Genomic DNA, 24,762 nt, shown 5'->3' with positions numbered 1-24,762 from the left:
CAGTTGCGCAGCACGGCGATGAGCTCGGGCGCCGCCAGCAGGCAGCCGATGCGCGCCGCGGCCAGCGCGTGCGCCTTGGACAGGGTGCGCAGCACGGCGACGTTGGGCTGCGCGTCAATGTTCGCGGCCAGCGAGGGCTGGTCGCTGTATTCGCCGTAGGCTTCGTCCACCACCACCAGGCAGCGGCCGTCGAGGCGCCGCGCCAGCGCTACGATCAGCCCGGGCGTGATGGCCTGGCCGGTCGGGTTCGCCGGCGAGCACAGGAACACCAGCTTGGCGCCCGAGGCCAGCGCGGCGTCGCCGATGGCCGCCAGGTCGGAGCGGAAACCGGCCTCGTCGTCCACCAGCGGCACTTCCACCAGCGGGGCGCCCTGCAGGCGCGCGCTGACGGCGTACATGCCGAACACCGGCGGCGAGACCACCACCGCGTCCCGGCCCGGTTCGCACAGCGCGCGCACCAGCAGGTCGATGGCCTCGTCGCTGCCGCGGCCCACCAGCACCTGCTCGGCGCGCACGCCGTACACCGTGGCCAACCGCTCGCGCAGCGCCGCAGGCTGCGGGTCGGGGTAGCGGTTGGCGCCCAGGCCGCCGTCGGCCGGATTGCGCCAGCTGCTTTCATTGGCGTTGAGCCAGACCGAGCCGGTGACGCCGGCGCGGCGCGCCGAGCTGTAGCCGGCGAAGGCGCGCAGGTCGTCTCTTACCAGGGAGATCGGCGACGTCATGACGCGGTCTCCAGGCGGCGAAGCACCGACTGCGCATGCGCCTCCAGGCCCTCGGCGCGGGCGATCTCGACCGCGCACGGGCCGATCAGGGCCAGCCCTTCCCGGCTGACTTCCTGCAGGCTGATGGTTTTCTGGAAGCTGGCCACGCTGACGCCGCTCCAGGCGCGCGCGGCGCCGTTGGTCGGCAGCACGTGGTTGGTGCCCGAGCAGTAGTCACCCAAGCCCTCGGGCGCGTAGTCGCCCAGGAACACCGAGCCGGCGCAGCTGACCTGGCCCAGCCATTCGCGCGGCTGGCGCAGGGCCAGGATCAGGTGTTCGGGGGCGTAGTCGTTGCTGATGGCGAAGGCGTCATCCAGCGAATCCACCAGCACCAGGCGCGCAAACTCCAGCGCACGGGTGGCGATGGCCTCGCGCGGCAGTTCGGCCAGCTGGCGCAGCACTTCGTCATTCACGGCGTCCAGCAGGGCCGCATCGTTGGTGAGCAGGATCACCTGCGAGTCCGGGCCGTGTTCGGCCTGGGACAGCAGGTCGGAGGCCACGTGCACCGGCGGTGCGCCGGCGTCGGCAATCACCAGCACTTCCGACGGGCCGGCCGGCATGTCGATGGCCGGGCCGCCCGACATCATCGCTGCCAACTGCTTGGCCGCCGTAACGAAGCGATTGCCCGGACCAAACAGCTTGTCGCAGCGCGGCACCGAATCGGTGCCCAGCGCCATGGCAGCGATCGCCTGGCCGCCGCCCAGCTTGAACACGCGGCGGATGCCGCACAGCGACGCGGCCGCCAGCACCGCCGGGTCGGCGCTGCCGTCGGCGCGCGGCGGCGTGCACAGCACCACCTCATCACAGCCGGCCAGCGCGGCGGGAACGCCCAGCATCAGCGCCGTGGAAGGCAGCGGCGCGGTGCCGGCCGGCACGTACAGGCCGACGCGGCGGATCGGGCGCAGGATGCGGCCGCAGCGCACGCCAGGCGCGGTGTCCACTTCGAACTCCGACGCCATGCCCGCGCGGTGCCAGGTGATCAGGCGTTCGCGCGCCTGCGACAGCGCCTCGCGCAGCGAGGCCGGCACGCTGGCCACGCCGGCGGCAAACTCTTCGGGCGTTACCTCGAACGCCGCCAGCTCGACGCCGTCGAAGCGACGGGTGAGCGCGCGCAGCGCGGTGTCGCCATCGGCACGGACCTGGTCGAACACCCGGCGCACGGCGGCTTCAACCTCGGCCTGGCCTTCGGCACCCGGGCGCGCCAGGCAGGCGGCGCGCTGCGCCTGATCCAACTGGTTCCAGACAATGCGCTTCATGCCAGCATCTGCTCCACGGGTAGCACCAGCAGGCCGGAGGCGCCGGCGCGCTTCATGTCTTCCAGCCGCTGCCAGGTCATGGCGCTGCGGCACAGGGCCTGCAGCGACACCTGGCCGGACTGGCCTTCGATGGCGGTCACGGTGGGCGGTTCGGCGTCGTGCAGCAGTTTTACAATGCCCGGCACCGCTTCACGGCTGGCCTGGAACAGCACCAGCTTGCTGGCGCGCACGCTCATCACGCCGTCCAGGCGCCGCAGCAGCATGGCCGCCAGCTCCGTGCGTTCATCGTCGAACGGCTGCGAAGGCGCCACCAGCATGGCTTCGCTTTCAAGGATCACCGCCACTTCCTTGAGCTGGTTGGCCATCAGCGTGCCGCCGGTGGAAACGATGTCGCAGATGGCCTCGGCCTTGCCCAGGCGCGGCGCTATCTCGACCGAACCCGACAGCATCACCGGCTCGGCGTCCACGCTGTTGTCGCGCAGCCAGCGCGCCATCAGCTGCGGATAGCTGGTGGCGATGCGCAGCCCGGCCAGGCGCCCGGGGCCGGTCCAATCCCAGTCGTTGGGCACCGCCACCGACAGGCGGCAGCGGCCGAAGCCGAGCTTGCGGATGGACCGGAAGGCTTCGCCGCGGCCGTCGGCCAGGCGCTCGCAGGCCTGTTCCTCCAGCACGTTGCCGCCGACCACGCCCAGGTCGCAGACGCCTTCGGCGATCAGGCCGGGGATGTCGTCGTCACGGACCAGCAGCAGGTCGATGGGCAGGGATTCGCCGTAGCAGAACAGCCGGTCGCGGCTTTCCCGGAACACCAGGCCGGCCCTGGCGAGCAGGTCGCGCGCGGGGTCGGACAGGCGGCCGGATTTCTGGATGGCAATGCGTAAACGGTCGTGCGTCCTCATGACGCCCTCCGGGTAAGTGAACGGTTGAATTCAGTGCGACGCGTCGTGGGCCGAGGGAGCCAGCCGATCGATGGCGATGCGGTAACCGCCGGACCCGAGGTCCAGGCAGCGGGCGACCCGGCCGATGGTGGTGACGCTGACACCGGTGCGGTCGTGGATTTCGCGGTAAGGCACGTCCGCCTTCAGCAGCGGCACCACGCGCCAGCGGTCGGCCATGGCCTCGAGCTCGGACGGGGTGCACAGGTCTTCCAGGAACGCACGCACCTCGCCCGGGCTGCGCAGGCTCAGGAAGGCCTGGATCAGGGCCTCCTGGGCGGGGTCGAGGGTCTGGCTGGCGGGGTCGCGGCGTTTCATTGCGCTAATGTAATAGCGTGTTATTACAAAAGCAAGCGTTTCCTGGCGATGGTCAAGCCAGGGCGGGCCTAATAAAGTGCAGGCTCCGGGGGGAAACCACTTGCCAGTCATACGCACCATCACGCTGCTGCTGGCCTTGACGCTGGCTTGGTTCGCCGGGCCGTCACTTGCCGCCGACCGCATCGTGCTGGCGGCGGACCAGCCGTCGCGATCGCTGGCCCCGCACCTGACCTATCGCGTCGACCCCGACGGTCGCACCGACGCCGCGGCCATGTTCGCCAGGGCCGCACGCGGCCAGTTCATGCCCATGCCGAAAGAAGGCACCGCCTTCGGCTTCACCAAGGGCGCGTACTGGTTCCATGGCCAGGTTTTCAACGACAGCCGCATCGAGCAACGCTGGCTGCTGGTGCTGCACTACCCGCTGCTGGACAACGTGGACGTGTACGTTCGCTACCCGGACGGCCGGGTGGAACACATGGCGTCGGGCGACACCCTGCCCTTCAGCGCCCGCAGCATCCGCTACCGGCACCCCAACTTCTGGCTCGACCTGCCCCAGCGCACCGAGGTGGACCTGTTGGTGCGGGTTTCCTCGCGCAGCTCGATGCAGGTGCCGCTGGCCGTCTACACGCCTACGGCGTTCGCCGAGTTCGAGCGCGATTCGCAGTTCGGCATCGGGTTGTTCTACGGCATCCTGCTGGCCCTGTTCTGCTACAACCTGGTGCTGTGGCTTTCCCTGCGCGACGCCAGCCACTTCTGGTACATGTGCCACGTCGGCGGCTTCGGCCTGGTGATGTTCTGCCTCAACGGCCTGGCGTTCGAGTACCTGTGGCCCAACTCGCCGTGGTGGGCAAACCAGGCCATCCCGGTGTCTATGGCCATCTCGCAGATCGCCATGCACCAGTTCTGCCGCGTATTCCTGGAGCTGAAACAGCGCCAGCCCAACGCCGACCGCGTATCGCTGGCGCTGATTGCTTTCTACATCGCCATGGGCCTGGCCTCGTTCTTCCTGGACTATCGCGACGCCGTGCGTCCCATGACCCTGGCAGTGTTCCCGGGGGCGCTGTACATCCTTTACCTGGCCATCAACGCGATCCGTCGCGGCTATGCGCCGGCGAAGATTTTCCTGCTGGCCTGGGCCTTCCTTCTGGTGGGCACCGCGCTGTACGCGTCGGTGTCGTTCGGGCTGCTGGAGAAGAACTTCCTGACCGAGTACGGCATTCAGGTCGGCTCGGCGCTGGAAATGATCCTGCTGTCGTTCGCGCTGGCCTACCGCTATGCGCGACTGCGCGGTGAAAACGAGCGGCTGGTGCAGGAACACAACGAACAGTTGGAACGCCACGTCGCCCGCCGCACTTCCGAGCTGAGCACGGCGCTGGAACAGCTGGCCGAAGCCAACCAGCGCCTGCGCGAGTCCAACCGCCGCGACGCGCTGACCGGCCTGTTCAACCGCCGCCACTTCCGCGACATGTTCGAACACCAGCTCAGCCGGGCCGGCGAACACGGCCAGCCGCTGGGCGTGCTGCTGATCGACCTGGACCACTTCAAGCGCATCAACGACACCTACGGCCACCTGGCCGGCGATGAGTGCCTGCGCTGGCTGGGCCGCTGCCTGCACGAAAGCCTGGTGGAATACGGCGCGCTGCTGGCCCGGTTTGGCGGCGAGGAATTCGTGGTGGTGATCCCCGACGTGCAGGGCGAACGCCTGCTGTGCATCGCCGAGCAGCTGCGCAAGCGCATCTGCGACGACCCGGTGCGCTATGCCGGCAACAACATCCGGATGAGCGCCAGCATCGGCGCCTTCCTGATCAGGCCGGGCAGCGGCATCAGCGCCGACCAGGCCCTGCACCAGGCCGACGACGCGCTGTACGCGGCCAAGCACGCCGGACGCAACCGCGTGCATGCCGCGGACGGCATCACCGCGGCCTGACGATCAGCCCTGGGCGGCGCGCGCCGCGGAAAGCACGTGGCCCTCGCTGACCAGCCGCACCGCCGCGGCAACGTCCCCGTCCATCGCCCGGTCGCGGCCCATGAACGCAATGGACTCGCGCAGCGTCGCCCAGGCGGCCTGCACGGCCACGCCGGGCTGGAACTCATCGGCCTGCGCCAGTTCGGCGCGAAGCTGCTCCACTTCGGCCAGGAACGCCGCGCGATCAGCGTGGCCGGGCAGCGGCGCGCCCGACACCTTGGCGGCCAGGGCGTCGGCGTCGCCTTCGCGCGCCAGCTGGCGCGCGGCGTTGATCATGTCGCGGCGGTAGTCCAGCGCCTGCGCGCCGGCGTACAGCTCCAGCGCCAGCACGTGCGCCAGGTCGTCGGTCATCTCCAGCACGTGCCGGCCTTCGTTGGCGCCCATGGACACATGGTCTTCGGCGTTCGCGCTGGTGGGGATGGAATAGACGCTGGCCGGATGGGCGCGGCTGCACAGGTCGTTCACCAGTGCGGCGGCCGTGTACTGCACGATCATGAAGCCGCTTTCGGTGCCGTCTTCGTTGCCGATCAGGAACGGCGGCAGGCCGTCGTTCGTGGCCGGGTCCACCAGCTTGTTGAGGCGACGTTCGGAAATCGACGCCAGCACCGGGATGGCGGCCTTGAGGTAGCTCATCGCCAGCGCCAGCGGCATGCCGTGGAAATGGCCGGCCGAAACCACCTGGTCCTCGATCTCGCGGGCGCCCGGCAGGTCCGGGAACAGGATCGGATTGTCGGTGACGGCATTGAGCTCGATGTCCACCACGCGCTTGGCCTGGGCCAGCGCGTCGCGCACGGCGCCGTGCACCTGCGGCACGCAGCGCAGCGAATAGCTGTCCTGCGGCTGGTGCTTCTTGCCGCCCCGGAACGGCCGGAAGCGCTGGTAGAAGCGCTCGCGGCCGTGGCGCTGGTCCAGCGGCACCCAGTCCCAGCCGATGTCGAAGCCCAGCGCCTGCTGCGCCGGGTCGGACCAGCTGGACGGATGCCACTGCTTGAACTTCGGCACCAGATGGTAGGCGATGTCGGACAGGGTGGAGCCCGACAGCAGGCGCTGGAGCTGCGCCGCCACGTGCACCTGGCCCGGGTGCGGGCGCAGCGCGTGCACGTGCGGGTCGAAGGCGCGCAGCCGGCCCGCGAAGGCATCCAGCGTCATCGCGGCGGCCAGGTCGGCGGTGTCCAGCAATTCATCCAGGCGTTCGATCGCCAGCACGGCGGTGGCCAGCATCTGCGCCGTGCCGTTGTTCAGGGCCAGGCCTTCCTTGTGCGACAGCTTCACCGGCTGCAGGCCAGCGCGCTTGAGCGCTTCGCCGCCCGGCATGCGCTCGCCGTCGTAGAACGCTTCACCGCCGCCCAGCAGCACGATGGCCAGGTGCGACAGCGGCGCCAGGTCGCCACTGGCGCCCACCGAGCCCTTGCGCGGCACCACCGGCACGATGCCGGCGTTGAGCATGTCGGTCATCGCCTGCAGCACCGCCGGGCGGATGCCCGAGTGGCCGCGCATCAGCGTGTTGATGCGGATCGCCATCATGGCGCGCACCACGTCGGCCGCGAACGGCTCGCCCACGCACACCGCGTGGGTGATGATCAGGTTGTGCTGCAGCTCTTCCAGCACGCTGTCGGTCGACTCGGACGCGCCGGGCATGCCCTGGCGCAGGCGATGGGCGCCCAGCAGCTTGTCGGCGTTGCTGCCGAAACCGGTGGACACGCCGTAGATGGGCTCCTGGCGCGCCACCTGCTGTGCCAGGAAATCGGCGGCCCGCTGCACCACCGGCATCTGCGCGGGGTCCAGGCTGACCGGCGCGCCCAGCGCGATCTCGGCCAGCTGGGCCCGGTTGAGGCTGCTGCCGTCCAGGCGGATGGGCTTCATCTCAACGCGCTCCCATGACCCGTTGCTGCGCCAGCTCGACCTTCAGCGCCGCCGCCATTTCTTCGCGGGTAAGCTCGAACTGCTCCTGCGACTTGAGGTCCTTCACTTTCACCACGTCGCGCGCAGCCTCTTCGTCGCCGAACAGGATCACGAAGCGGATGCCCGCGCGGTCGGCGTACTGGAACTGCTTGGCCAGCTTCTTGGCCTCCAGCTGCACTTCGGCGTTGATGCCGGCGGCGCGCAGGCGGCGGGCGATGTCCAGCGAATCGGGCAAGCGGCTGTCGTCCACCAGGCCCACCATCACTTCCACCGAACTTTCGGCGGTGGAGATGATGCCGGCTTCGCGCAGCTGCCAGAACAGGCGCGTGGCGCCAATCGAAATGCCCACGCCCGGCAGCCTGGACTTGGTGTAGTGGCTGGCGAGGTTTTCATAGCGCCCGCCCGAGCAGACCGAACCGATCTGGGGGTGTTCGTCCAGCGTGGTTTCGTAGACGGTGCCCGTGTAATAGTCCAGGCCGCGGGCGATGGAGAAGTTGAGCGCGTAATTCTTCTCCGGAACGCCGTAGGCCTTCAGCAGGGCCAGCACCTCGCGCAGCTCTTCGCGGCCCTGGGCCAGCATGTCGCCGCCCTGCCCCAGCGCGTCCAGCTGCGCCAGCGCATCGGCGTGCGAGCGCGAGCGCGTCTGCACGAAGGCCATGATGCGGTCCACCACCTCGGACGCCAGCGTGAAGCCTTCGCCCACCAGCGTTTCGCGCACGGCATCGGCGCCGCGCTTGTCGAGCTTGTCTATCTCGCGCAGCACCAGCGCCTGGCGCTCGCCGTCGGCAATGCCCACGCCTTCGAAGAAGCCGCGCAGCAGCTTGCGGTTGTTGAGCTGGATGGTGAACGGCCCGACCTCAAGCTCGGAGAACACCGCGTGGATCACCGCCGGCATCTCGGCGTCGTGGCGCACGCTGAGCGCGTCCTTGCCGATCACGTCGATGTCGCACTGGTAGAACTCGCGGAAGCGGCCGCGCTGGGCGCGCTCGCCGCGGTACACGCGCTGGATCTGGTAGCGGCGGAACGGGAAAGCCAGGTCGTGCTCGTGCTCGGCCACGTAGCGCGCCAGCGGCACCGTCAGGTCGAAGCGCAGCGCCAGCTCGGGCTGGCCGCCGCCGCTTTCCGAGGCATTGCTCAGGGCGCCGGTGGACTGCACGAAGTAAACCTGGCGCTCGGTTTCACCGCCGGTCTTGGTCAGCAATACTTCGGACAGCTCGAACACCGGCGTTTCCACCGGCAGGAAGCCGAAGCGCTCGTAGTTGCGGCGGATCACGTCCAGCATGCGCTGGAAGGCAATCTGGTCACGGGGCAGCAGCTCCATGACCCCGGGCGTGGTGCGGGGCTTGATCAAGGCAGGCAACTCCAGGGAGATGCCACATTCTAGCGGCTGGCGCGGGCCAAGGCCGTCCCCGGCGAATGAAGATCAACACCGCACTTGCCGGCTCCCCGCTTCCCCCCTAGAATAGCGGGCTCGGATCCCTCGGGGTGTAGCTCAGCCTGGTAGAGCGCTACGTTCGGGACGTAGAAGTCGCAGGTTCAAATCCTGTCTCCCCGACCACCGTTTTCAACACAACGCCGCCCCGCAAGGGCGGCGTTTTGTTTGCGCGCCGTTCACGCCACCGTGACCTTGGCTACACTCAGGCCCATCGACCGGTCGGGGACGCGCATGAGTTGGATACTGGGCTTGCTGGGCGCGGTGCTGGGAATGGCCATGGCAGAAGCAGACGAAGGCTTCTTCGGACTGGTGGCCGGCACCCTGCTGGGCGTTCTGGTGGGCCAGGCCATCGGCCTGCGGCGGCGGGTGGGCGACCTGGAGCAGCGGCTGGCCCGGACCGAACTGTTGGCTCGTCATACGGTTACGGCGCCCGCGCCAGGTGCGCCCGCTGCGGCCAGCGCTCCGCGCGCCGAGGGCCCGGGCGGCGCGGTGCCGCCGCCGGCCTCCGTGGCTGCAACTTCCGGCACGCCTGCGCCCGACCCCACCCCGCTGCGTGCCTCCACGCCAACGGCCGTGGCTTCCCCGGTCCCGTCCGGCACCGAGCCGCCGCCCGTGCCGGCCCGCGCCGGCCCGCCGCCCATTCCTGCGCGTGCGGCTGCCGGGGCGGCCGACGCGACGGCCGCGCAGGCACCGTATGCACGGCAGCCGCAAGAACCCGATGTCCTTGAGAAAGCCTTCGCCGTCGCCAAGGGCTGGCTGTTCGAGGGCAACGTGCCGGTGAAGCTGGGCGTGCTGGTGCTGATGTTCGGCGTAGCCGCGGCCATCAAGTACGCGGCCGACGCCGGCTGGCTGACGATGCCGATCGAGTTCCGGCTGGCCGCCATCGCCGCGGCGGCCATCGCCGGCCTGGTCTGGGGCCTGCGCAGCGCCGCCGAACGTCCGGCCTTCGGCCTGAGCCTGCAGGGCGGCGCCATCGGCATCCTGCTGCTGGTGGTGTTCGCGGCGTTCCGCAATTACGACGTGCTGGGCGCCATGCCCGCGTTCGCGCTGGTCATCATTCTGGTGGCGGGCGCCAGCGTGCTGGCGGTGAAGCAGGACGCGCCTGCGCTGGCCGTGCTGGGCTTCACGGGCGGCTACCTGGCCCCGGTGCTGCTGTCCACGGGCAGCGGCAACCACGTGGCCCTCTTCAGCTACTACGCGGTGCTCAACGCCGCCGTGTTCGCCATCGCCTGGCACCGTCCGTGGCGGGCGCTGAACCTGGTGGGCTTCGTGTTCACCTTCCTGATTGGTGCTGCCTGGGGCGCGAAGTACTACCAGCCCGACAAGTTCGCCACGGTTGAACCCTTCCTCATCCTGTTCTTCCTGTTCTACGTGTTCATCCCGGTGCTGTACGCGCTGGCCGGCCGCAAGAAGAACGGCCAGGTGGACGGCACGCTGCTGTTCGGCACGCCGCTGCTGGCCTTCCCGATGCAGGTGGGCCTGCTGGGCGACGACCGCTTCGGCCTGGCGGCCAGCGCGGTGTTCGTGGCCGCGGTGTTCACCGGGCTGGCGCTGTGGGCGCAGCGCAACGCGCGCCTGCGCGACCTAGCGCAAAGCGCGGCCGGCATGGGCGTGGTGTTCGCCACCCTGGCGATTCCGCTGGCGCTGAGTGCGCGCTGGACGTCCGCGGCCTGGGCGCTGCAGGGCACCGGCATGGTGTGGCTGGGCCTGCGCCAGGAACGTCGCCTCACCCGATGGAGCGGCCTGGCCCTGCTGGTGCTGGCGGGCTGCGCGTGGATGGTCAGCCTGTTCGACTGGAACCTGGGCACCGCCGACCGCTTCCTGCTCAACGGCCACGCCTTGAACCTCGCCCTGCTCACGCTGGGCTGGATGGGCGCGAGCTGGCTCTACCACCGCGGAGACAAATCGGTGCCGCTGCAGGTCACCCTGTTCCTGGTCGGACTGGGCTGGTGGTCCCTGCTGGGCCTGCGCGAGATTTCAGTGAACCTGTCGCAGCCTTACGAAGTGCTGTATTGCGGCGGCTTTGCGCTGGTGACGGCGGTACTGGCCGCGCTGCTGCGCGGCCCCATGGCCTGGCCGCGGCTGTCGTGGCCGCTGGCCGCGTCGGTGGTGCTGATGCTGCCGCTGTCGCTGGCGTCGGGGCACGACTACGGCATAACGCTGTTCGACTACCCGCTCGCCTGGTGGTGGCTGGTGCTGGCCCTGGCCCTGCCCACGCTGGCCGCGCTGCGCGAGCCGTTCTCGCGCGGCCTGCCGGTGGCGCACATCGCCTGGTTGGCCGCGGTGGCGTCGGCGGCGGGCGTGGCGCTGACGCGGGTACTGAATGAGCGCACCGGCCTGGGAGACGGCTGGCTGCTGCCGGCGATGATCGCGCCGCTGGGACTGATGGCGTTCCTGGCGTGGAAACATGCGTCGCTGGCCGGATGGCCGGTGGCGAAGGACTTCCCGCGCTGGCGCCGCCTGTGGCTGGGCATCGCCGGCATCGGCCTGGGCCTGGCATGGCTGGTGGGCCAGTTCATGTCCGGCGACAGCGCTCCGCTGATGTACGTGCCGGTGCTCAACCCGCTGGAGCTTTCGCTGCTGTTGGGCCTGGGCATCGGCGCCCACGCCCTGCGCACCCGCGACGGCGAAAGCAACCTGGGCAACCTGGCCTGGGCCGGCGCCGCCCTGCTGACCCTGTCGATGGGCGTGCTGCGCGCCTGCCACCAGCTGGCCGACCTGCCCTGGTCGCCGGCGCTGCTGGGCGAAAGCCTGGCGCAAACCAGCCTCACCGTGGCCTGGTGCGTGGCCGGCGTTACCGCCTGGATCCTCGGCTCGCGCCGCCTCGACCGCCCGCTGTGGTGGCTGGGCGCCGGCCTGCTGGGCGTGGTGCTGCTGAAGCTGCTGCTGGTGGACCGACAGTTCGTCGGCAACATCGCCGGCATCGTGTCCTTCGTCGTCGTGGGCCTGCTGCTGATCGTTGTCGGCCGCATCGCCCCCACCCCACCCCGTTCGGAGTAAGCGCATGCGCAACCTGTTGATGATCGGCCTGCTGGCCGCCGGCGGCGCCCCCGCCGCCACCCCGCAGGACTACGCCTGGCAGTGGCCGATCCAGACGCCGGGCGACGCGTCCGCCTACGTGTTGGAACTCGACGCCGACGTGCTGGCCAACGTGCAGGGCAGTGACCTGCGCGACCTGGCCGTGTTCAACGCCAGCGGCGAAGCCGTACCGTTCGCACCCTGGCCGCCCGAGCGCAAGGACGAAGATCGCCGCGAACCGCTGGCGTGGCTTCGCCTGCCCCTGCCCGCTCCCGGCCAGCCCGACCGCCGGGACCTGCGACTGGAGCGCGATACCGACGGCCGCCTGCGGGGCTTGAACCTGACCAGCAGCGAAAGCCCACCGGCGCCGAACGAGAACTACGACCTGCTGGTGGACCGCGGCGAAGACGAACCGCCCGAACTGTCGCGCCTGCACGTGCAGCTGGAGGAAGGCGCCGCGCTGCCGATCAATCTGCGCGTGCGCGTGATGGCATCCAATGATTTCGCCAACTGGCAGCTGGTCGGCAGCGGCCTGCCGCTGGTGGCGCTGGACGAGAACGCGCTGCGCATCGAGCGCCTGCAGCTGGACATCGCCACCACCCAGGCCCGCTACCTGCGCCTGAGCATCGAAAACGACGGCAAGTGGCCCGACATCGCCAGCCTGCAGGCCGAACGCAAGGTCGCCGGCGGCGACACGCGCGACTGGCTGTCGCTGGAACTCACCGGCACGCCCGTCGCCGACCAGCCCGGCACGTTCGACTACACCAGCCCTGCACCGGCCGGCATCGAGCGCATGGACCTGCGCCTGGCCGCCAGCAATTCGGTGAGCGCGGTTCAAGTGGACGCCCGCGAACCCGGCACGCAATGGTGGAAGGGCGTCGCCACGTTCACCGCCTTCCGCCTGGGCAACGGCAAGGACGAAGTGCGACACGTCCCGCCGAAGGTCGAAATGCACCGCGAACGCGAATGGCGCGTCACCACCCGCCCCGCGCTCACCCAGGCCCCGACCCTGGTGCTGACCTACAAGCCCGAACGCTTCGTGCTGCTGGCCCAGGGCAACGCCCCCTACGTGCTGGTGGCCGGAAGTGTCCGCGCAGCGCGTGACGTTTATCCGATTCAGGCGGCTTTGGCCGCCGCAAGCTCGCCGCCGCAGCCGGCGACCCTGGGCGCCCGCGGTGAGGCCGGCGGACAGGCCGCCCTGGCGCCCGAGCGCGGCGAGGACTGGCAGCGTTGGCTGCTGTGGGCCGTGTTGGCGGCGGGTGCCGGCCTGGTGCTGGTGGTGTCACTGCGGCTGCTGCGGCAACCCAAGGAGGCCTGAGCGCTGAACTCCACGCCCGTGCGTGCCGGTGCGGCGCCCGAAAGCTTGCCGCGCAGCAGGTACTGATGCGGTTTCAATCGAGTAATCTTTGCGAATGACCAAAAGCCCTGCGATGTCCCCCAGCCCTGAGCCGAAACAGAATCATCTTCTGGCGGCCCTGTCGCCCGAGGTCCAGGGCCGGTTGTTCCCGTACCTCGAGCTGGTGCCGCTGCCGCTGCGTGCGGTGCTTTACGAAGCCCACCGGCCGATGCGGCACGTTTACTTTCCCACCGATTCGATCGTGTCGCTGCAGTACGTGATGGAAAGCGGCGCGTCCACCGCGATCCTGGTGGTGGGCAACGAGGGTTTGCTGGGCGTCAGCCTGATGATGGGCGGGGAGACCACGCCCAGCCGGTCGCTGGTGCAGAGCGCCGGCTACGCTTACCGGCTGCCCAGGCAGCGCGTGAAAGACGAGTTCAACCGCCACGGCCAGCTGCTGATCCTGATGTTGCGCTACACGCAGGCGCTGATAACGCAGGTGTCCCAGACCGCGGTGTGCAACCGGCACCATTCCATCGACCAGCAGCTGTGCCGCTGGCTGCTGCTTTCCGTCGACCGCCTTTCGCACAACCATCTGACGATGACGCAGGATTTCATAGCCAACATGCTTGGCGTGCGTCGCGAAGGCGTTACCCAGGCCGCCATGAAACTGCAACAGGCGGGCGCGATTTCATACTCGCGCGGGCTGGTGAAGGTGCTTGACCGGCCGAAGCTCGAAAGCATGAGCTGCGAGTGCTATCAGGTAGTCAAGAAGGAAACGGAAATGCTGCTCAATTACCTGCCGCAGCGCCAGGTGATCACCAACACCGACGCCATTCCCGTTGCGACCCTTCCCAACACGCCAGCCACGGTGGCGTAAGTCGGGACTTAACCGTCAACCCCGACGGCATCGGGACGGATGCCGGCAAGCCGCTGCTTCAATACCTCCAATCCCAACAGCCCGCCGCCGCCCGGGGAAACCCGCGCATTCAGGCTGGCCTGCGCATCCGCACCGGCCTTGGGCAGGGGCTCCACCGCCGCAAGCCGGTAGGCCTCGCGGAACGGCAGTCCCGCTACGGCCAACTCCACGGCCTTGTCGGTGGCGTACATGCCGTCGTCGAAGGCCCGTGCCAGGCGGTCGGTGTTCCATTCCATGCCCCGCAGCAGGTTGGGCAGCAGGGCCAGGGCGCCGATGCCGCGGCCGAAGGCATGCACCAGCGCGCCCTTGGTGAACTGCAGGTCGCGGTGGTAGCCGGTGGGCAGGGACAGCAGCTGTTCCAATTCGGTGCGCGACGCGGCGACGCTGGCGTACGTGGCGCGCATCAGCTCCACCAGGTCGGGGTTGCGCTTGTTGGGCATGATGGAGCTGCCGGTGGTGTACTGCGGCGGCAGCTTCACGAAGCCGAATTCAGCCGTGGTGAACAGACTCAGGTCCCAGGCCAGGCGGCGAAGGTCCAGTACCGCGGCGCCAAGGGCGTCCACGGCCGCGATTTCGAACTTGCCGCGCGAAAGCTGCGCGTAGATCGGGCTCACCTGCATGCGGGCGAAGCCCAGCTCACGCGTGCTGCCCTCGCGGTCCAGCGGCAGGTTGACGCCGTAGCCGGCGGCCGTGCCCAAGGGATTGGCGTCGATCCAGTCGTGGGCCTGGCCGGCGCGCATGGCGTTGTCGATAAAGGCCTCCGCGAAGCCGGCCCACCACATGGCGGTGGACGACACCACGGCGCGCTGCAGGTGCGTGTAGCCGGGCATCGGAATGGCCTCGGCCTCGGCGCGCTGCAGGCAGACCTCGGCCACTTCGCGGCAGACGGCCTGCACTTCGCGCAGCTGGCGCTTGAGCCACAGGCGCGTGGCCACCAGCACCTGGTCGTTGCGGCTGCGGCCGGTGTGGATCCTGCGGCCGGCGTCGCCCAGTCGCTCGATCAGGCGCGATTCAATGGCGGAATGGCAATCCTCGTAGCGATCGTCCAGCACGAAGGCGCCGCTCTTGAGGTCGTCCGACAGCACCACCAGCTCGCGGCAGATCGCCTCGCACTCGTCAGCGGCCAGGATGCCGATGCGGGCCAGTCCGCGCGCATGCGCGGCCGAAGCCGTGATGTCGTCCTGGATGAACTCCCGGTCCAGCACGACGTCGTCGCCGGCCAGGAAGGCCTGGATGCGCGCGTCCACCTCGACGCCGGGTTTTTGCCACAGCAGGTCGCTCATGTCGGGATTCCCAGGGTTTCAGGCAGGCCGAAGGCCAGGTTGAGGTTCTGCAGCGCCTGGGTGGCGGCGCCCTTGAGCAGATTGTCCAGCGTGCACACCACCACCAGCCGATGGCCATCGGCCGAGAGCGTGAAGCCGCCCACCTCCGCGTCGTGGCGGTTTGCGGCCAGGCTTACCCATGGCGCTGCGTCGGAAACGCGCACCAGCGGTTCGGCGGCGTAGTGGCGGCGGTAGCGCTCGCGTATCTCTTCAATATTGAAAGCCTGCGCCAGGTGCAGGTTGGCCGTGACGGTGATCCCGCGGAAATGCGGCGCCACGTGCGGCATGAATTCGACCGGGTGCGCCAGGCGACGGGTGACTTCACTTTCGTGGACGTGGCCGGTGAGCGCATACGGCATCAGGTTGTCGCGCAGCTTGTCCGGGTCGTTCTTGTCCGATGCACTGGTGCCGGCGCCCGAATACCCGGACACGCCAAAGCACTGCACCGGGCCGTGCAACGTACCGCGCATCGGCGCAATGGCCAGCTGCATCGCCGTGGCGTAGCAACCGGGGTTGCTGATGCGGATGGCGCCGGGCGCGTCGGCGCGGGTCAGTTCGGGCAGGCCGTAGTGCCAGCCGTCGTCGAAACGGTAGTCGGCCGACAGATCCACCACCACGGTGCCCGGCGACCGGGCGTCCACCTGCGCCACGAAGGCCGCGGCCATGCCGTTGGGCAAGGCCAGCACCAATGCGTCGGCACCCTGCCCTGCGGCCTGCTCGGCGTTGAGGTTCACGTAGCGCAGCTCGTCGGCTACCGAAGGCTCATGGTCAGCCAGCCGCTGGCCGTCGCGCTCGCGCGAGGACACGAAGGCCAGCTGGAACCGCGGGTGCGCCGCCACCAGCTTGATCAGCTCGCTGCCGACGTAGCCGCGGGCTCCGATCAGGCCCAGCCGGATGGCCGCGCTCAAGGCCGCGCTCCCCGGGCCAGGGTGTGGTCAAGATGATTGCGCACGATGGGCCACTCACTATCAAGGATGGAATACACGCGCGTGTCGCGCAGGTGGCCGTCGGGCATGCGCATCTGCCGGCGCAGCGTGCCGTCGTAGTGCGCGCCCAGGCGTTCGATAGCCGCACGCGAGGCATGGTTGAAGCTGTGGGTGCGCAACTCCACCGCCGCGCAGCCCATCACTTCGAAAGCATGGCCCAGCAGCAGGCGCTTGGCCTGGGTGTTGACCGGCGTGCGCTGGGCGCGCTGGGCGTACCAGGTGAAGCCAATCTCAAGCCGCGGTATCTCCGGCTCCATGCGGAAAAAGCGCGTGCAGCCGACCACCTGGCCGGAAGCGTCGCGCACCACGAACGGCATGGCCGTGCCCGCGTCGCGGTCCGCAAGCGCCCGGGCGATGTAGTCGCCCACGGTGTTGGGGCCGGGGATGGTGGTGTACCAGAGCTTCCACAGCTGGCCGTCGGCGGCGGCGCGCACCAGCGCGTCGCCATCCGTGGCCTGCAGCGGCTCCAGCGTGACGTGCTCGCCGGTGAGCGTGGGCTGGTCGATCCAGGCGCGCATGCTCAGCCCTTCAACGTGGCCGGCCGGGTGAGGCAGTGCTCCACCGCGTAGCGGATCTGTTCCCAGCCCTCCAGGCCGTACCAGAACACGTTCCACTTCTCGCCCTTGAGGCAGCCATCGGCTTCATCGAAGTAGAAATCGTTCACCGGATTGCCGGCGCGGGCGCGCCAGAACAGCTGGTTCATCTCGCTGCGCATCACCTGCCAGGCCGCGCGGCCCAGGCCTTCGCCCTGGGCATCGTCGCTGACGGCGAACTTGTCCAGGTGCGGGATGCCGTCTTCGAGCGTGATCAGCAGCGCGGCGCGGTAGTGTTCGCTCACGTAGGCCTTGTAGAGATTGGTTTTCTGGAAATAGTCAGGCGCCAGCTTGCGGCCGAAGCCCGATTCCACCAGCGACTTCAAGCGCTTGAGGTCGAGCTTTTTCCACGACGTCACCGTCAGCACCCGCTCGCCGCGCCGCACCAGCGTGCCCGAGCCGCGGTGGGTGAACAGTTCCTTGGCCAACTGGTCGGGCCGGGTGATGGACACCGAGCTCGACGGCGGCAGCTCCATCAGCAGGTCGTGGATCTGTTGGATCTTCACCTTCATGCCCGAGTGCAGCCAGGGCTGGCGCAGCAGCTCTTCGTATTCGGTGCTCAGGTTGATCGAGTCGATCACCTGGTTGTCGCCGTCCAGCAGGCCGCCGGTGCCGGTGAGGAAAATGATCTTGTAGGGCTGCAGCGTCTTGACCAGCTCGTTGGCGGCCCAGTCGGCGTTGATGTTGAGGATCTGGCCGCCGGCGGTTTCGCCCAGCGAGGCGATCACCGGAATGGAGCCGACCTTGATGGCGGCCTTGATGCTGGCCACGTGCACCGACTCCACCTTGCCCACCAGCCCGTACTTGCGCTTGGACAGGTAGTCGCACTCGAACACGCCGGCGGTGATGGACGTGGCGCGCACGTCCTGCGCCTGCAGCGCTTCAACCAGGCGCAGGTTCTCCTGCTGCGACACCTGGCGCACGATGGACAGGCCGGCGGGGTCGGTGAAGCGCAGGCCGTCGACGGTCTTCTTGTCGATCTTCGCGGCTTTCATCCGCTCGTCCACCTGCGGGCCGGCGCCGTGGATCACGATCGGGGTCAGGCCCACCTGCTGCAGGAACGACAGCGACGACACAAGCGCGTCCAGGTCGTCACGCAGGATGGCGCCGCCCACCTTGACCACGGCGAAGCGCTCGGCGTCGAGCTGGCTGAAGCGCTTGAGGTACTGCTGGATCTCTTTCGCGCTGGCCATGTTGGACAGCAGGCGAACGATGGTGGTGCGCATCTCAGACATGGGTAGTTCCGGTCGGGTGGGCAGGCATCTTCAAGGCGACTGCATCAGGCGTTGGTAGTGGGCGGCCACGGAGACAAGCTGGTCCAGGGCAACCCATTCGTCGGCGGTATGCGCCTGGGCGATGTCGCCGGGGCCAAAGACGAAGGCGGTCATGCCGGCCTGCGAGAACAGCGAGGCCTCGGTCCAGAAGTCCACAGCGTTGCCGATGGGCAGGCCGAGCTCATCGGCCAGGTCGCGCGCGGCCAGGCGTCGCTCTTCGGCGTGCGCCACGTCGCCCGAGGGCAGCGACGGGCCGGTGAAGGTTTCTTCGTACGATCCGAGCATCCCGGTGGGCGCGAAGCCGCGGAACTGGTCGTGCAGCTGCTCGCGCGACTGCGACGGCAGCGGCCGGAAGCCGAAGCGCAGCTCGGCGCTGGGCGCGATCATGTTGGCCTTGATACCGCCCTCCACCCGGCCAATGTTGAAGCGCAGGCCGGTCAGGCCGCCAAAACGCAGGTGGTCCTGGGCCTCCACGAAGTCCAATGCGCGGCTGCCCCAGCGCATGGCCGCGTGCAGGGCGCTGGTGTCGCGCGCGTGCTGGCCCGAAGCGTGGCCGGCTTCGCCGCGGAACTGCATCAACACCGAGCTGATGCCACGGTGCGCCAGCACCGCCTCGCCCATCGTCGGCTCGGCAACGATGGCCTGGTCGAACCCGTGCTTGCTGGCCAGGAACGCCGCGATGCAGCGCGGGTCGTTGGCCTCTTCGTCGGTGGTGAACAGGAAGGCGACATCGCCGGTGGTCACGCGGGCGGCTGCCACCAGGCACGCCGCGGCGCCCTTGATGTCGCAGGCGCCCAGCGCGATGGCGCGTTCGGCGGTAACCCGCAGCGTGTGCGGGTCGGCACTCCACGCCGGCGACGACGGCACGGTGTCCAGGTGCACGTTGAACACGCGCCTGGGCGCGCCCCGCACGGCAAAGAACGAAACAGCGCCGGCACCATGGTCGGTCACCGTGACCTCGAAGCCCGGCAGCTGCGAACGCAGGTAGTCGAAGATGCCTCCGGTGCCGATCTGGCGCGGCGGGTTGCGGGTGTCGAACGACACCAGCTTTTCCAAATGGGACAAAACCCCGGGCAACAGCTCGCTCATGTCAGTCCTTCCGGTTCACTTCGGCCCACAGCGTACTGCTCATGCCGAACAGGCGGATGAAGCCCTCGGCCTCGGCCACGCCCCAGTTCGCCGACTGCGCGTAGGTGGCGCCCTTGGCGTTGAGCAGGTGCGGCGAGCGCACGGCCACGGCGTCCACGCGCGCGCCCTGGGTCTCGATCACCACCTCGCCGTTGACGCAGGCCTGGCTGGAGCGCAGGAAGGCCTCGAGATCGGTCTTGAGCGGGTCGTTGTAGAAGCCTTCGTACACCAGCTCCACCCACTTGCGCGCCACTTCGGGCTTGAAGCGGTTCTGGTGCTTGGTGAGCACCGCCTCTTCCAGCGCGCGGTGCGCGGTGAGCAGCGCGGCCAGGCCGGGGGCTTCGAAAATGATGCGGCCCTTGAGGCCAATGGTGGTGTCGCCGGTGTACATGCCGCGGCCCACGCCGTAGCGCGCGAACAGGCCGTTGAGCCTGGCCAGCAGCTCCGGGCCGGCCATCTTCTCGCCGTCCAGGGCCACTGCTTCGCCCTGCTCGAAGCGCAGGGTCACGCGCAGCGGATCGGCCGGCCATTCAGCGCGCGGAGCGCACCAGCCGCGCGCGCCCTCGCCCGGGGCCTCCCAGCGATCGATCTCGCCGCCCGACATCGTCAGTCCCAGCAGGTTCTCGTTGATGGTGTAGGCCTTTTGCTTGGCCCGCACTTCGAACCCGCGCTCCTCCAGGTACGCCTGCTCGTAGGCGCGGGTCTGGGTGTGTTCTTTCTGGATCTCGCGGATCGGCGCGATGATGTCGTAGTCACCGGCCGACTTCACCGCCAGGTCGAAGCGCACCTGGTCGTTGCCCATGCCGGTGCAGCCGTGGCCGATGACGCGCGTGCCGATCTCGGCCGCGCGCTTGAGTGCGGCATCCACGATCAGGTAGCGGTCCGACACCAGCAGCGGGTACTGGCCCTGGTAGCCCTCGCCCGCCATCACGAAGGGCTTCACGAAGCCGTCCCAGATCGCCGGGCCGCCGTCCACGGTGACGTGGCTGGCCGCGCCCAGTTCGGCGGCGCGCGCCTCGATGTAGGCACGCTCCTCGGCATCCACGCCGCCGGTGTCGGCGAACACGGTGTGCACGGCCCAGCCGCGCTCCTGCAGCCAGGGAATGCAGAAGCTGGTGTCGAGGCCACCGGAGAAGGCGAGGACGATGTTCTTGGCTTGGCTCATTTTGATCTCGGTGTCGGGATGGGGCGTGGCAATGGGGGACGGGCCGGGCCGCTCACTGGTTGGCGAGCGCGGCCATGATCGCCTTCTGCACGTGCAGGCGGTTCTCGGCTTCTTCGATGGCGATGCAGTACGGCGCGTCCATCACGCCGTCGGTGGCCTTGACGTTGCGGCGCAGCGGCAGGCAGTGGCTGAAGACGCCGCTGTTGGTGAGCGCCATCTTCGCCTCGTCCACCATGAAGTGGCGGTGCGCGTCGCGGATGGGCTTTTCCTGGTCCCAGCGGCCGAAGAAGGGCAGCGCGCCCCAGCTTTTGGCGTACACCACGTCGGCGCCGGTGTAGGCCTCGCCAGGGTCGTGGCTGATGCGCAGCGAGCCGCCGCTTTAGGCCACGTTGTCGGCGGCCCCGCCCATGTAGCGCTCGTCCAGCACGTAGTAGGGGGTAGGGCACAGCAGGGTCACGTCCATGCCCATGCGCGTGGCGATGGTGAGCGCGGAGTTGGCCACCGCGGTGTTCAGCGGCTTGGGGTGGTAGGTCCAGGTCAGCACGAACTTCTTGCCGCGCAGGTCGGGCGTCTTGAAGTGCTCCTGCAGGGCCATCACGTGGGCCAGCTCCTGGCAGGGATGGGTGATGGTTTCCAGGTTGATCACCGGCACCGTGGAATACTTCGCGAAGCTGCGCAGCACCGTGTCCTGGCGGTCCACCGACCAGTCCTGGAACTTCGGGAAGGCCCGCACCGCGATCAGGTCGGCGTAGCGCGACAGCACCTTGGCCACTTCGGCGATGTGCTCTTCGGCCTCGCCGTCCATCACCGTGCCCAGGTTGAACTCGATCGGCCAGGCGTCCTTGCCGGGCTGCAGCACCACCGCGTGCCCACCCAGCTGGAAGGCGCCCAGCTCGAAGCTGGTGCGCGTGCGCAGCGAGGGATTGAAGAACACCAGGGCGATGGCCTTGCCCTTGAGCTGGTCACCCAGCTTGGAGCGCTTGAACTGCGAGGCCTGGACCAGCAGCGCGTCCAGCTCGGGGCGGGTCCAGTCCTGGGTGTTGAGGAAGTGCTTCATCGGGTGGTTCCTGATCGGGATGCGGGGTGGCCGAAAACAAAAAAGCCCAGCGCTGGGCTGGGCTTTTCCGGTGCAATGCAGATGACGTCCGGGTTACCCAGCTGGCGTGGCGGATTCCGGTCGGCGAGCACGCGAGGTCATTCCCGCCGCCATGTAGGCAGAGGTCAGGATGTCGGCGTTGGCGGCGCAGGTCGTCATTTCAGGGGCAGTATGCCGGCGGTGCGGCCTACCCGCAACTCAGCCGCCGTCGTTGGCGGCATCGTCGGGCATCACCGAAACCCGGACCCGCAGGCGGTTGCCCGGGTCGTAGGGCAGGCGCGCGACGTATTTGTCGCCCTTGTACATGTATTCAACGTCGTAGCCGACCACCACCGGGTCTTCGCGCTCCACCTCCACCAGGCGGCATCCGCGGGAATTGGCGTCCACCCGGTTGCGGGCGATGTTGTTGCCCACCACGCCGCCGGCGACGGCGCCGGCCACCGTGGCGGCCTTGCGGCCGTCACCCTTGCCGACCTGGTTGCCCAGGGCGGCGCCGACAATGGCGCCGATGACGGTGCTTCCCGTGGTCTGGCCCGACTGGCGGTATTCGACGTCGTCGCAGCGTTCTTCGGACGTGCGGGTGCGCTGGATCTCGACCACCTCGTCGGCACGCAGCACCTGGGCGTAGCCGTAGCTGACGTTTTCGGGCATGGGCGACACCTGGTAAGCCTGGTTCTGGTACTCGTCGCCGGCGTACTGGGCCAGGGCCGTGCCGGAAAGTGCAGCCAGGGCCAGGGGCAGCAGGCCCAGCGAGAACAGGCGGGTTGCAGGGTTCATCGAGTCACTCCGAACGGTGATGGCAGGGCGGCGGGATCGTCACGACCCCATGCGGGGACCCGGGTCGCAGCTTGTCCAGACCCCGGGATTCAAGCACCCAGCGGCTGAACCCAAGCCTAAGATTTTCGTTAATCGGGGCCGCAGGGCTTGCTAGACTTGGGCTTTGGCCTCGCACTCAAGCCATGGACCTGCGTCTATACAACAACCGGACCCGGCAGCTCGAATCTTTCGAGCCCCAGGATGACCAGCGCGTCACCATGTACGTTTGTGGGCCCACCGTCTACAACTACGTGCACATCGGCAATGCCCGCCCGCCCGTGGTGTTCGGCGTCCTGGCCAATCTGCTGCGCCGGCACTACGCCAGGCTGGTTTACGCCCGCAACATCACCGACGTGGACGACAAGATCAACCACGCCGCGCGCGAGCTGGGCGTCCCCATCAGCGTGATCACCGACAAGTACGCGGCGGCCTACCACGACGACATGGCCAGGCTGGGCGTGGCCCCGCCCGACGTGGTGCCCTACGCCACGGCGCACATCCCGCACATCGTCGCCATGATCGAACGGCTGATCGACAGCGGCCATGCCTACGTGGCCGAAGGCCACGTGCTGTTCTCGGTGGCCAGCTTCCCCGACTACGGCAAGCTGTCGCGCCGCGACCCCGACGAGATGCTGGCCGGGGCCCGGGTGGAAGTGGCCCCTTACAAACGTGACGCCGGCGATTTCGTCCTGTGGAAGCCGTCCACGCCCGACCTGCCCGGCTGGGACTCGCCCTGGGGCGTGGGCCGGCCGGGCTGGCACATCGAATGCTCGGCCATGGCCGAGGCGCACCTGGGCGACACCATCGACATCCACGGCGGCGGCGTCGACCTGCAGTTCCCGCACCATGAAAACGAAGTGGCGCAGAGCACCTGCGCGCACGGTGGGCAGGTGTTCGCGCGGTTCTGGCTGCACAACGGCATGCTCAACCTGGGCGGCGCCAAGATGTCCAAGTCGGTGGGCAACGTCAGCCTGGTGCACGACCTGCTGGACCAGCACCCGCCCGAGGCGCTGCGCTATGCGCTGCTGTCGGCGCACTACCGCCAGCCGCTGGACTGGTCCGAGGGCCTGATCGAGCAGTGCATCCGCACCCTGGACCGCCTCTACGGCACCCTGCGCGACCTGGCCGACGTGCCCGTGATCGAACCGCAGGTGCCGTTCGAAGTGGAGTCGGCGCTGTGCGACGACCTCAATACGCCGGCGGCGCTGGCCGAGCTGGCGCGCATCGCCGGTGAAGCCCGCAAGGCCACCAGCCCCATCGCCCGCGCCAGCCTGAAGGCCGAACTATTGGGCGGAGGCCAGCTGCTGGGCCTGCTGCAGCAGGATCCGGCCGCCTGGTTCAGCCGCGGCAGCGTCGACGGCGACGACCTGCGCATCCAGGGTTTGGTGAACGAGCGCGACGCCGCCAAGCGCGCCCGCGACTTCATCCGCGCCGACGCCATCCGCCGCCAGCTGGCCGGCGAAGGCGTGCTGCTGGAAGACACCGCGCAGGGCGTGCGCTGGAGGCGCGGCTGATGCGTCCCACCGAGGCGTCCACCGCCGAGGCGCAGGCCGCCATTGCCGAGGAGTTTGGTTACTTCGGCGACTGGTCCGAGCGCTACCAGTACCTGATCGACCTGGGCCGCAAGCTGCCGCCCTTCCCCGAAGAATGGAAGACCGAGGCCCACCGCCTGCACGGCTGCCAGTCCATGGTGTGGATAGGCGCCGAGGGCAACGCCGATGAACTCGAATTCCACGCCATCAGCGACTCCACCATCGTCTCGGGCCTGATTTACCTGGCACTGCGGGTTTATTCGGGGCGCAGCGCGGCCGAAATCCTGGCCACGCCGGCCGACTACATCAACGCCATCGGCCTGGCCAAGCATCTTTCGCCCACCCGCACTCAGGGGCTCGCAGCGCTGCTGCAGTTCATCCGTGAAACCGCACAACGGCAAGCGCAACACCAGGAGTAAGCCCATGCTGCCCACCCGCCGCCTGCCGGCGATCGCCCTGGCCGCCACGCTGGCGCTGCCGGCCGCACTGTCGGCGCAGCCGACGCTGGTGCCAAGCTTCGACGACATGCCGGCCAGCGCGCAGCGCATGGCGCCGGTGGTGGCCCGCTTCCGGACCGACCTGTAAAGCCTGCAGCGCGTGCACGACGTCCCCGCCGGCGTGCAGCGTTAGGCCGCGCTGCGCCGGCTGTACCTGGGCTGGCAGACGCGCCTGGCGGAACTCGACAGCGCCCGCCTGGCGCCGGAGGACCAGCTGGACTACGCGCTGCTGCAGCGCGACCTGGGCTATCGCCTGACCCAGCTGGATTTCGAGCGCGAACGCTACCGGCAGTCCGAACCGCTGCTGCCCGGCGTGGACGGACTGATTGCCCTGGCCGAAGCGCGCCGCGCCCTGTCCTACCCCGACCCGCGCGCCAGCGCCGACCAGCTCGACCGCAGCCGCCGCGCGCTGGCCCCGCTGCAGGCCCGGCAGGACAAAGAACCCAACGCGATGGGGACTTCAACCATCCTCGCGTTTCGTTATGCGCGCCTTCTCGACCCCGTCCGCGA

Annotated in this window: 21 protein-coding genes, 1 tRNA gene and 1 pseudogene; 9 read left to right on the top strand and 14 right to left on the bottom strand. The window is 68.9% G+C overall.

Features of this window, described 5'->3' with window-relative positions; genetic code table 11:
- From K0M70_RS15725 to K0M70_RS15710, 4 genes are all read right to left on the bottom strand, one after another.
- On the bottom strand, positions 1-722 hold a 722-nt coding region (locus K0M70_RS15725), incomplete at its 3' end, for an aminotransferase class I/II-fold pyridoxal phosphate-dependent enzyme (protein WP_290783626.1).
- The gene (gene hisD, locus K0M70_RS15720; protein ID WP_290783623.1) at positions 719-2,017 is read right to left on the bottom strand and encodes a histidinol dehydrogenase; all 1,299 of its coding nucleotides are present in this window, start codon (positions 2,015-2,017) and stop codon (positions 719-721) included. The genes hisD and K0M70_RS15725, both read right to left, overlap by 4 nt.
- On the bottom strand, positions 2,014-2,913 hold the full coding sequence (hisG, locus tag K0M70_RS15715) for an ATP phosphoribosyltransferase (protein ID WP_290783620.1): 900 nt from the start codon (positions 2,911-2,913) through the stop codon (positions 2,014-2,016). The genes hisD and hisG overlap by 4 nt, the downstream gene beginning before the upstream one ends.
- 30 nt (positions 2,914-2,943) lie before the next feature.
- Positions 2,944-3,267: a YerC/YecD family TrpR-related protein gene (locus K0M70_RS15710; RefSeq protein WP_290783617.1), complete on the bottom strand. Its 324-nt coding sequence runs from the start codon at positions 3,265-3,267 to the stop codon at positions 2,944-2,946.
- A 100-nt stretch (positions 3,268-3,367) separates the two neighbouring features.
- Here K0M70_RS15710 and K0M70_RS15705 point away from each other — a divergent pair, with 100 nt between their 5' ends.
- Positions 3,368-5,194, top strand: coding sequence for a diguanylate cyclase (locus K0M70_RS15705; protein WP_290783614.1), 1,827 nt, complete (start codon positions 3,368-3,370; stop codon positions 5,192-5,194).
- 3 nt (positions 5,195-5,197) lie between these two features.
- On the opposite strand, the gene K0M70_RS15700 is transcribed toward K0M70_RS15705, so the two are convergent.
- Complete coding sequence (locus K0M70_RS15700; RefSeq protein WP_290783611.1) at positions 5,198-7,096, bottom strand: aromatic amino acid lyase; 1,899 nt, start codon at positions 7,094-7,096, stop codon at positions 5,198-5,200.
- 1 nt (position 7,097) lies between these two features.
- Positions 7,098-8,486 carry a histidine--tRNA ligase gene (gene hisS / locus K0M70_RS15695; RefSeq protein ID WP_290783608.1) on the bottom strand — a complete coding sequence of 463 codons (1,389 nt, stop codon included), beginning with the start codon at positions 8,484-8,486 and terminating at the stop codon, positions 7,098-7,100.
- A gap of 130 nt (positions 8,487-8,616) precedes the next feature.
- Between hisS and K0M70_RS15690 the strand changes: the two genes are divergently transcribed.
- From K0M70_RS15690 to K0M70_RS15675, 4 genes are all read left to right on the top strand, one after another.
- Positions 8,617-8,693, top strand: a tRNA-Pro gene (locus K0M70_RS15690).
- Between the two features lie 108 nt (positions 8,694-8,801).
- Entirely contained in the window at positions 8,802-11,570 is a 2,769-nt protein-coding gene (locus K0M70_RS15685) for a DUF2339 domain-containing protein (protein ID WP_290783605.1), read from the top strand.
- Positions 11,571-11,574: 4 nt separating this feature from the next.
- Positions 11,575-12,906, top strand: coding sequence for a DUF3999 family protein (locus tag K0M70_RS15680; protein ID WP_290783602.1), 1,332 nt, complete (start codon positions 11,575-11,577; stop codon positions 12,904-12,906).
- 112 nt (positions 12,907-13,018) lie between these two features.
- Positions 13,019-13,804 (top strand): Crp/Fnr family transcriptional regulator, encoded by a 786-nt coding sequence (locus tag K0M70_RS15675; RefSeq protein WP_290783598.1) that lies wholly within the window; start codon positions 13,019-13,021, stop codon positions 13,802-13,804.
- An 8-nt stretch (positions 13,805-13,812) separates the two neighbouring features.
- On the opposite strand, the gene argH is transcribed toward K0M70_RS15675, so the two are convergent.
- The 8 genes and pseudogenes from argH to K0M70_RS15635 all read right to left on the bottom strand — a co-directional run bounded on the left by argH (position 13,813) and on the right by K0M70_RS15635 (position 22,184).
- Entirely contained in the window at positions 13,813-15,126 is a 1,314-nt protein-coding gene (gene argH, locus K0M70_RS15670) for an argininosuccinate lyase (RefSeq protein ID WP_290783595.1), read from the bottom strand.
- Complete coding sequence (argC, locus tag K0M70_RS15665; RefSeq protein ID WP_290783592.1) at positions 15,123-16,073, bottom strand: N-acetyl-gamma-glutamyl-phosphate reductase; 951 nt, start codon at positions 16,071-16,073, stop codon at positions 15,123-15,125. Before argC ends, argH begins: the two co-directional genes overlap by 4 nt.
- Positions 16,070-16,669, bottom strand: a complete 600-nt coding sequence (locus tag K0M70_RS15660; RefSeq protein WP_290783589.1) for a GNAT family protein — start codon at positions 16,667-16,669, stop codon at positions 16,070-16,072. The genes argC and K0M70_RS15660 overlap by 4 nt, the downstream gene beginning before the upstream one ends.
- A 2-nt stretch (positions 16,670-16,671) precedes the next feature.
- A complete protein-coding gene (locus K0M70_RS15655; RefSeq protein ID WP_290783586.1) occupies positions 16,672-17,979 on the bottom strand; it encodes an acetylglutamate kinase in 1,308 nt (435 codons plus the stop codon).
- Between the two features lie 30 nt (positions 17,980-18,009).
- Positions 18,010-19,107: an acetylornithine deacetylase gene (locus K0M70_RS15650; protein WP_290783583.1), complete on the bottom strand. Its 1,098-nt coding sequence runs from the start codon at positions 19,105-19,107 to the stop codon at positions 18,010-18,012.
- A 1-nt stretch (position 19,108) separates the two neighbouring features.
- Complete coding sequence (locus K0M70_RS15645) at positions 19,109-20,311, bottom strand: argininosuccinate synthase (protein ID WP_290783580.1); 1,203 nt, start codon at positions 20,309-20,311, stop codon at positions 19,109-19,111.
- Between the two features lie 52 nt (positions 20,312-20,363).
- A pseudogene (locus K0M70_RS15640) lies at positions 20,364-21,368 on the bottom strand (N-acetylornithine carbamoyltransferase).
- Between the two features lie 237 nt (positions 21,369-21,605).
- A complete protein-coding gene (locus K0M70_RS15635) occupies positions 21,606-22,184 on the bottom strand; it encodes a glycine zipper 2TM domain-containing protein (protein WP_290783577.1) in 579 nt (192 codons plus the stop codon).
- A gap of 182 nt (positions 22,185-22,366) precedes the next feature.
- Here K0M70_RS15635 and cysS point away from each other — a divergent pair, with 182 nt between their 5' ends.
- The 4 genes from cysS to K0M70_RS15615 all read left to right on the top strand — a co-directional run.
- Positions 22,367-23,737, top strand: a complete 1,371-nt coding sequence (gene cysS, locus K0M70_RS15630) for a cysteine--tRNA ligase (protein WP_290783574.1) — start codon at positions 22,367-22,369, stop codon at positions 23,735-23,737.
- Positions 23,737-24,174: a SufE family protein gene (locus K0M70_RS15625; protein WP_290783572.1), complete on the top strand. Its 438-nt coding sequence runs from the start codon at positions 23,737-23,739 to the stop codon at positions 24,172-24,174. Before cysS ends, K0M70_RS15625 begins: the two co-directional genes overlap by 1 nt.
- 4 nt (positions 24,175-24,178) lie before the next feature.
- Positions 24,179-24,340 carry a hypothetical protein gene (locus K0M70_RS15620; protein WP_290783568.1) on the top strand — a complete coding sequence of 54 codons (162 nt, stop codon included), beginning with the start codon at positions 24,179-24,181 and terminating at the stop codon, positions 24,338-24,340.
- 225 nt (positions 24,341-24,565) lie between these two features.
- Positions 24,566-24,762: hypothetical protein (locus tag K0M70_RS15615; protein WP_290783566.1), on the top strand; the 197-nt coding region annotated here is incomplete at its 3' end.

It is taken from the genome of Arenimonas sp. (assembly GCF_019459675.1).
In the GTDB taxonomy this organism is placed as follows: Bacteria; Pseudomonadota; Gammaproteobacteria; order Xanthomonadales; family Xanthomonadaceae; genus Arenimonas.
The sequence above is the reverse complement of the archived record's forward strand: the minus strand, read 5'-3'. Positions and strand labels throughout refer to the sequence as shown.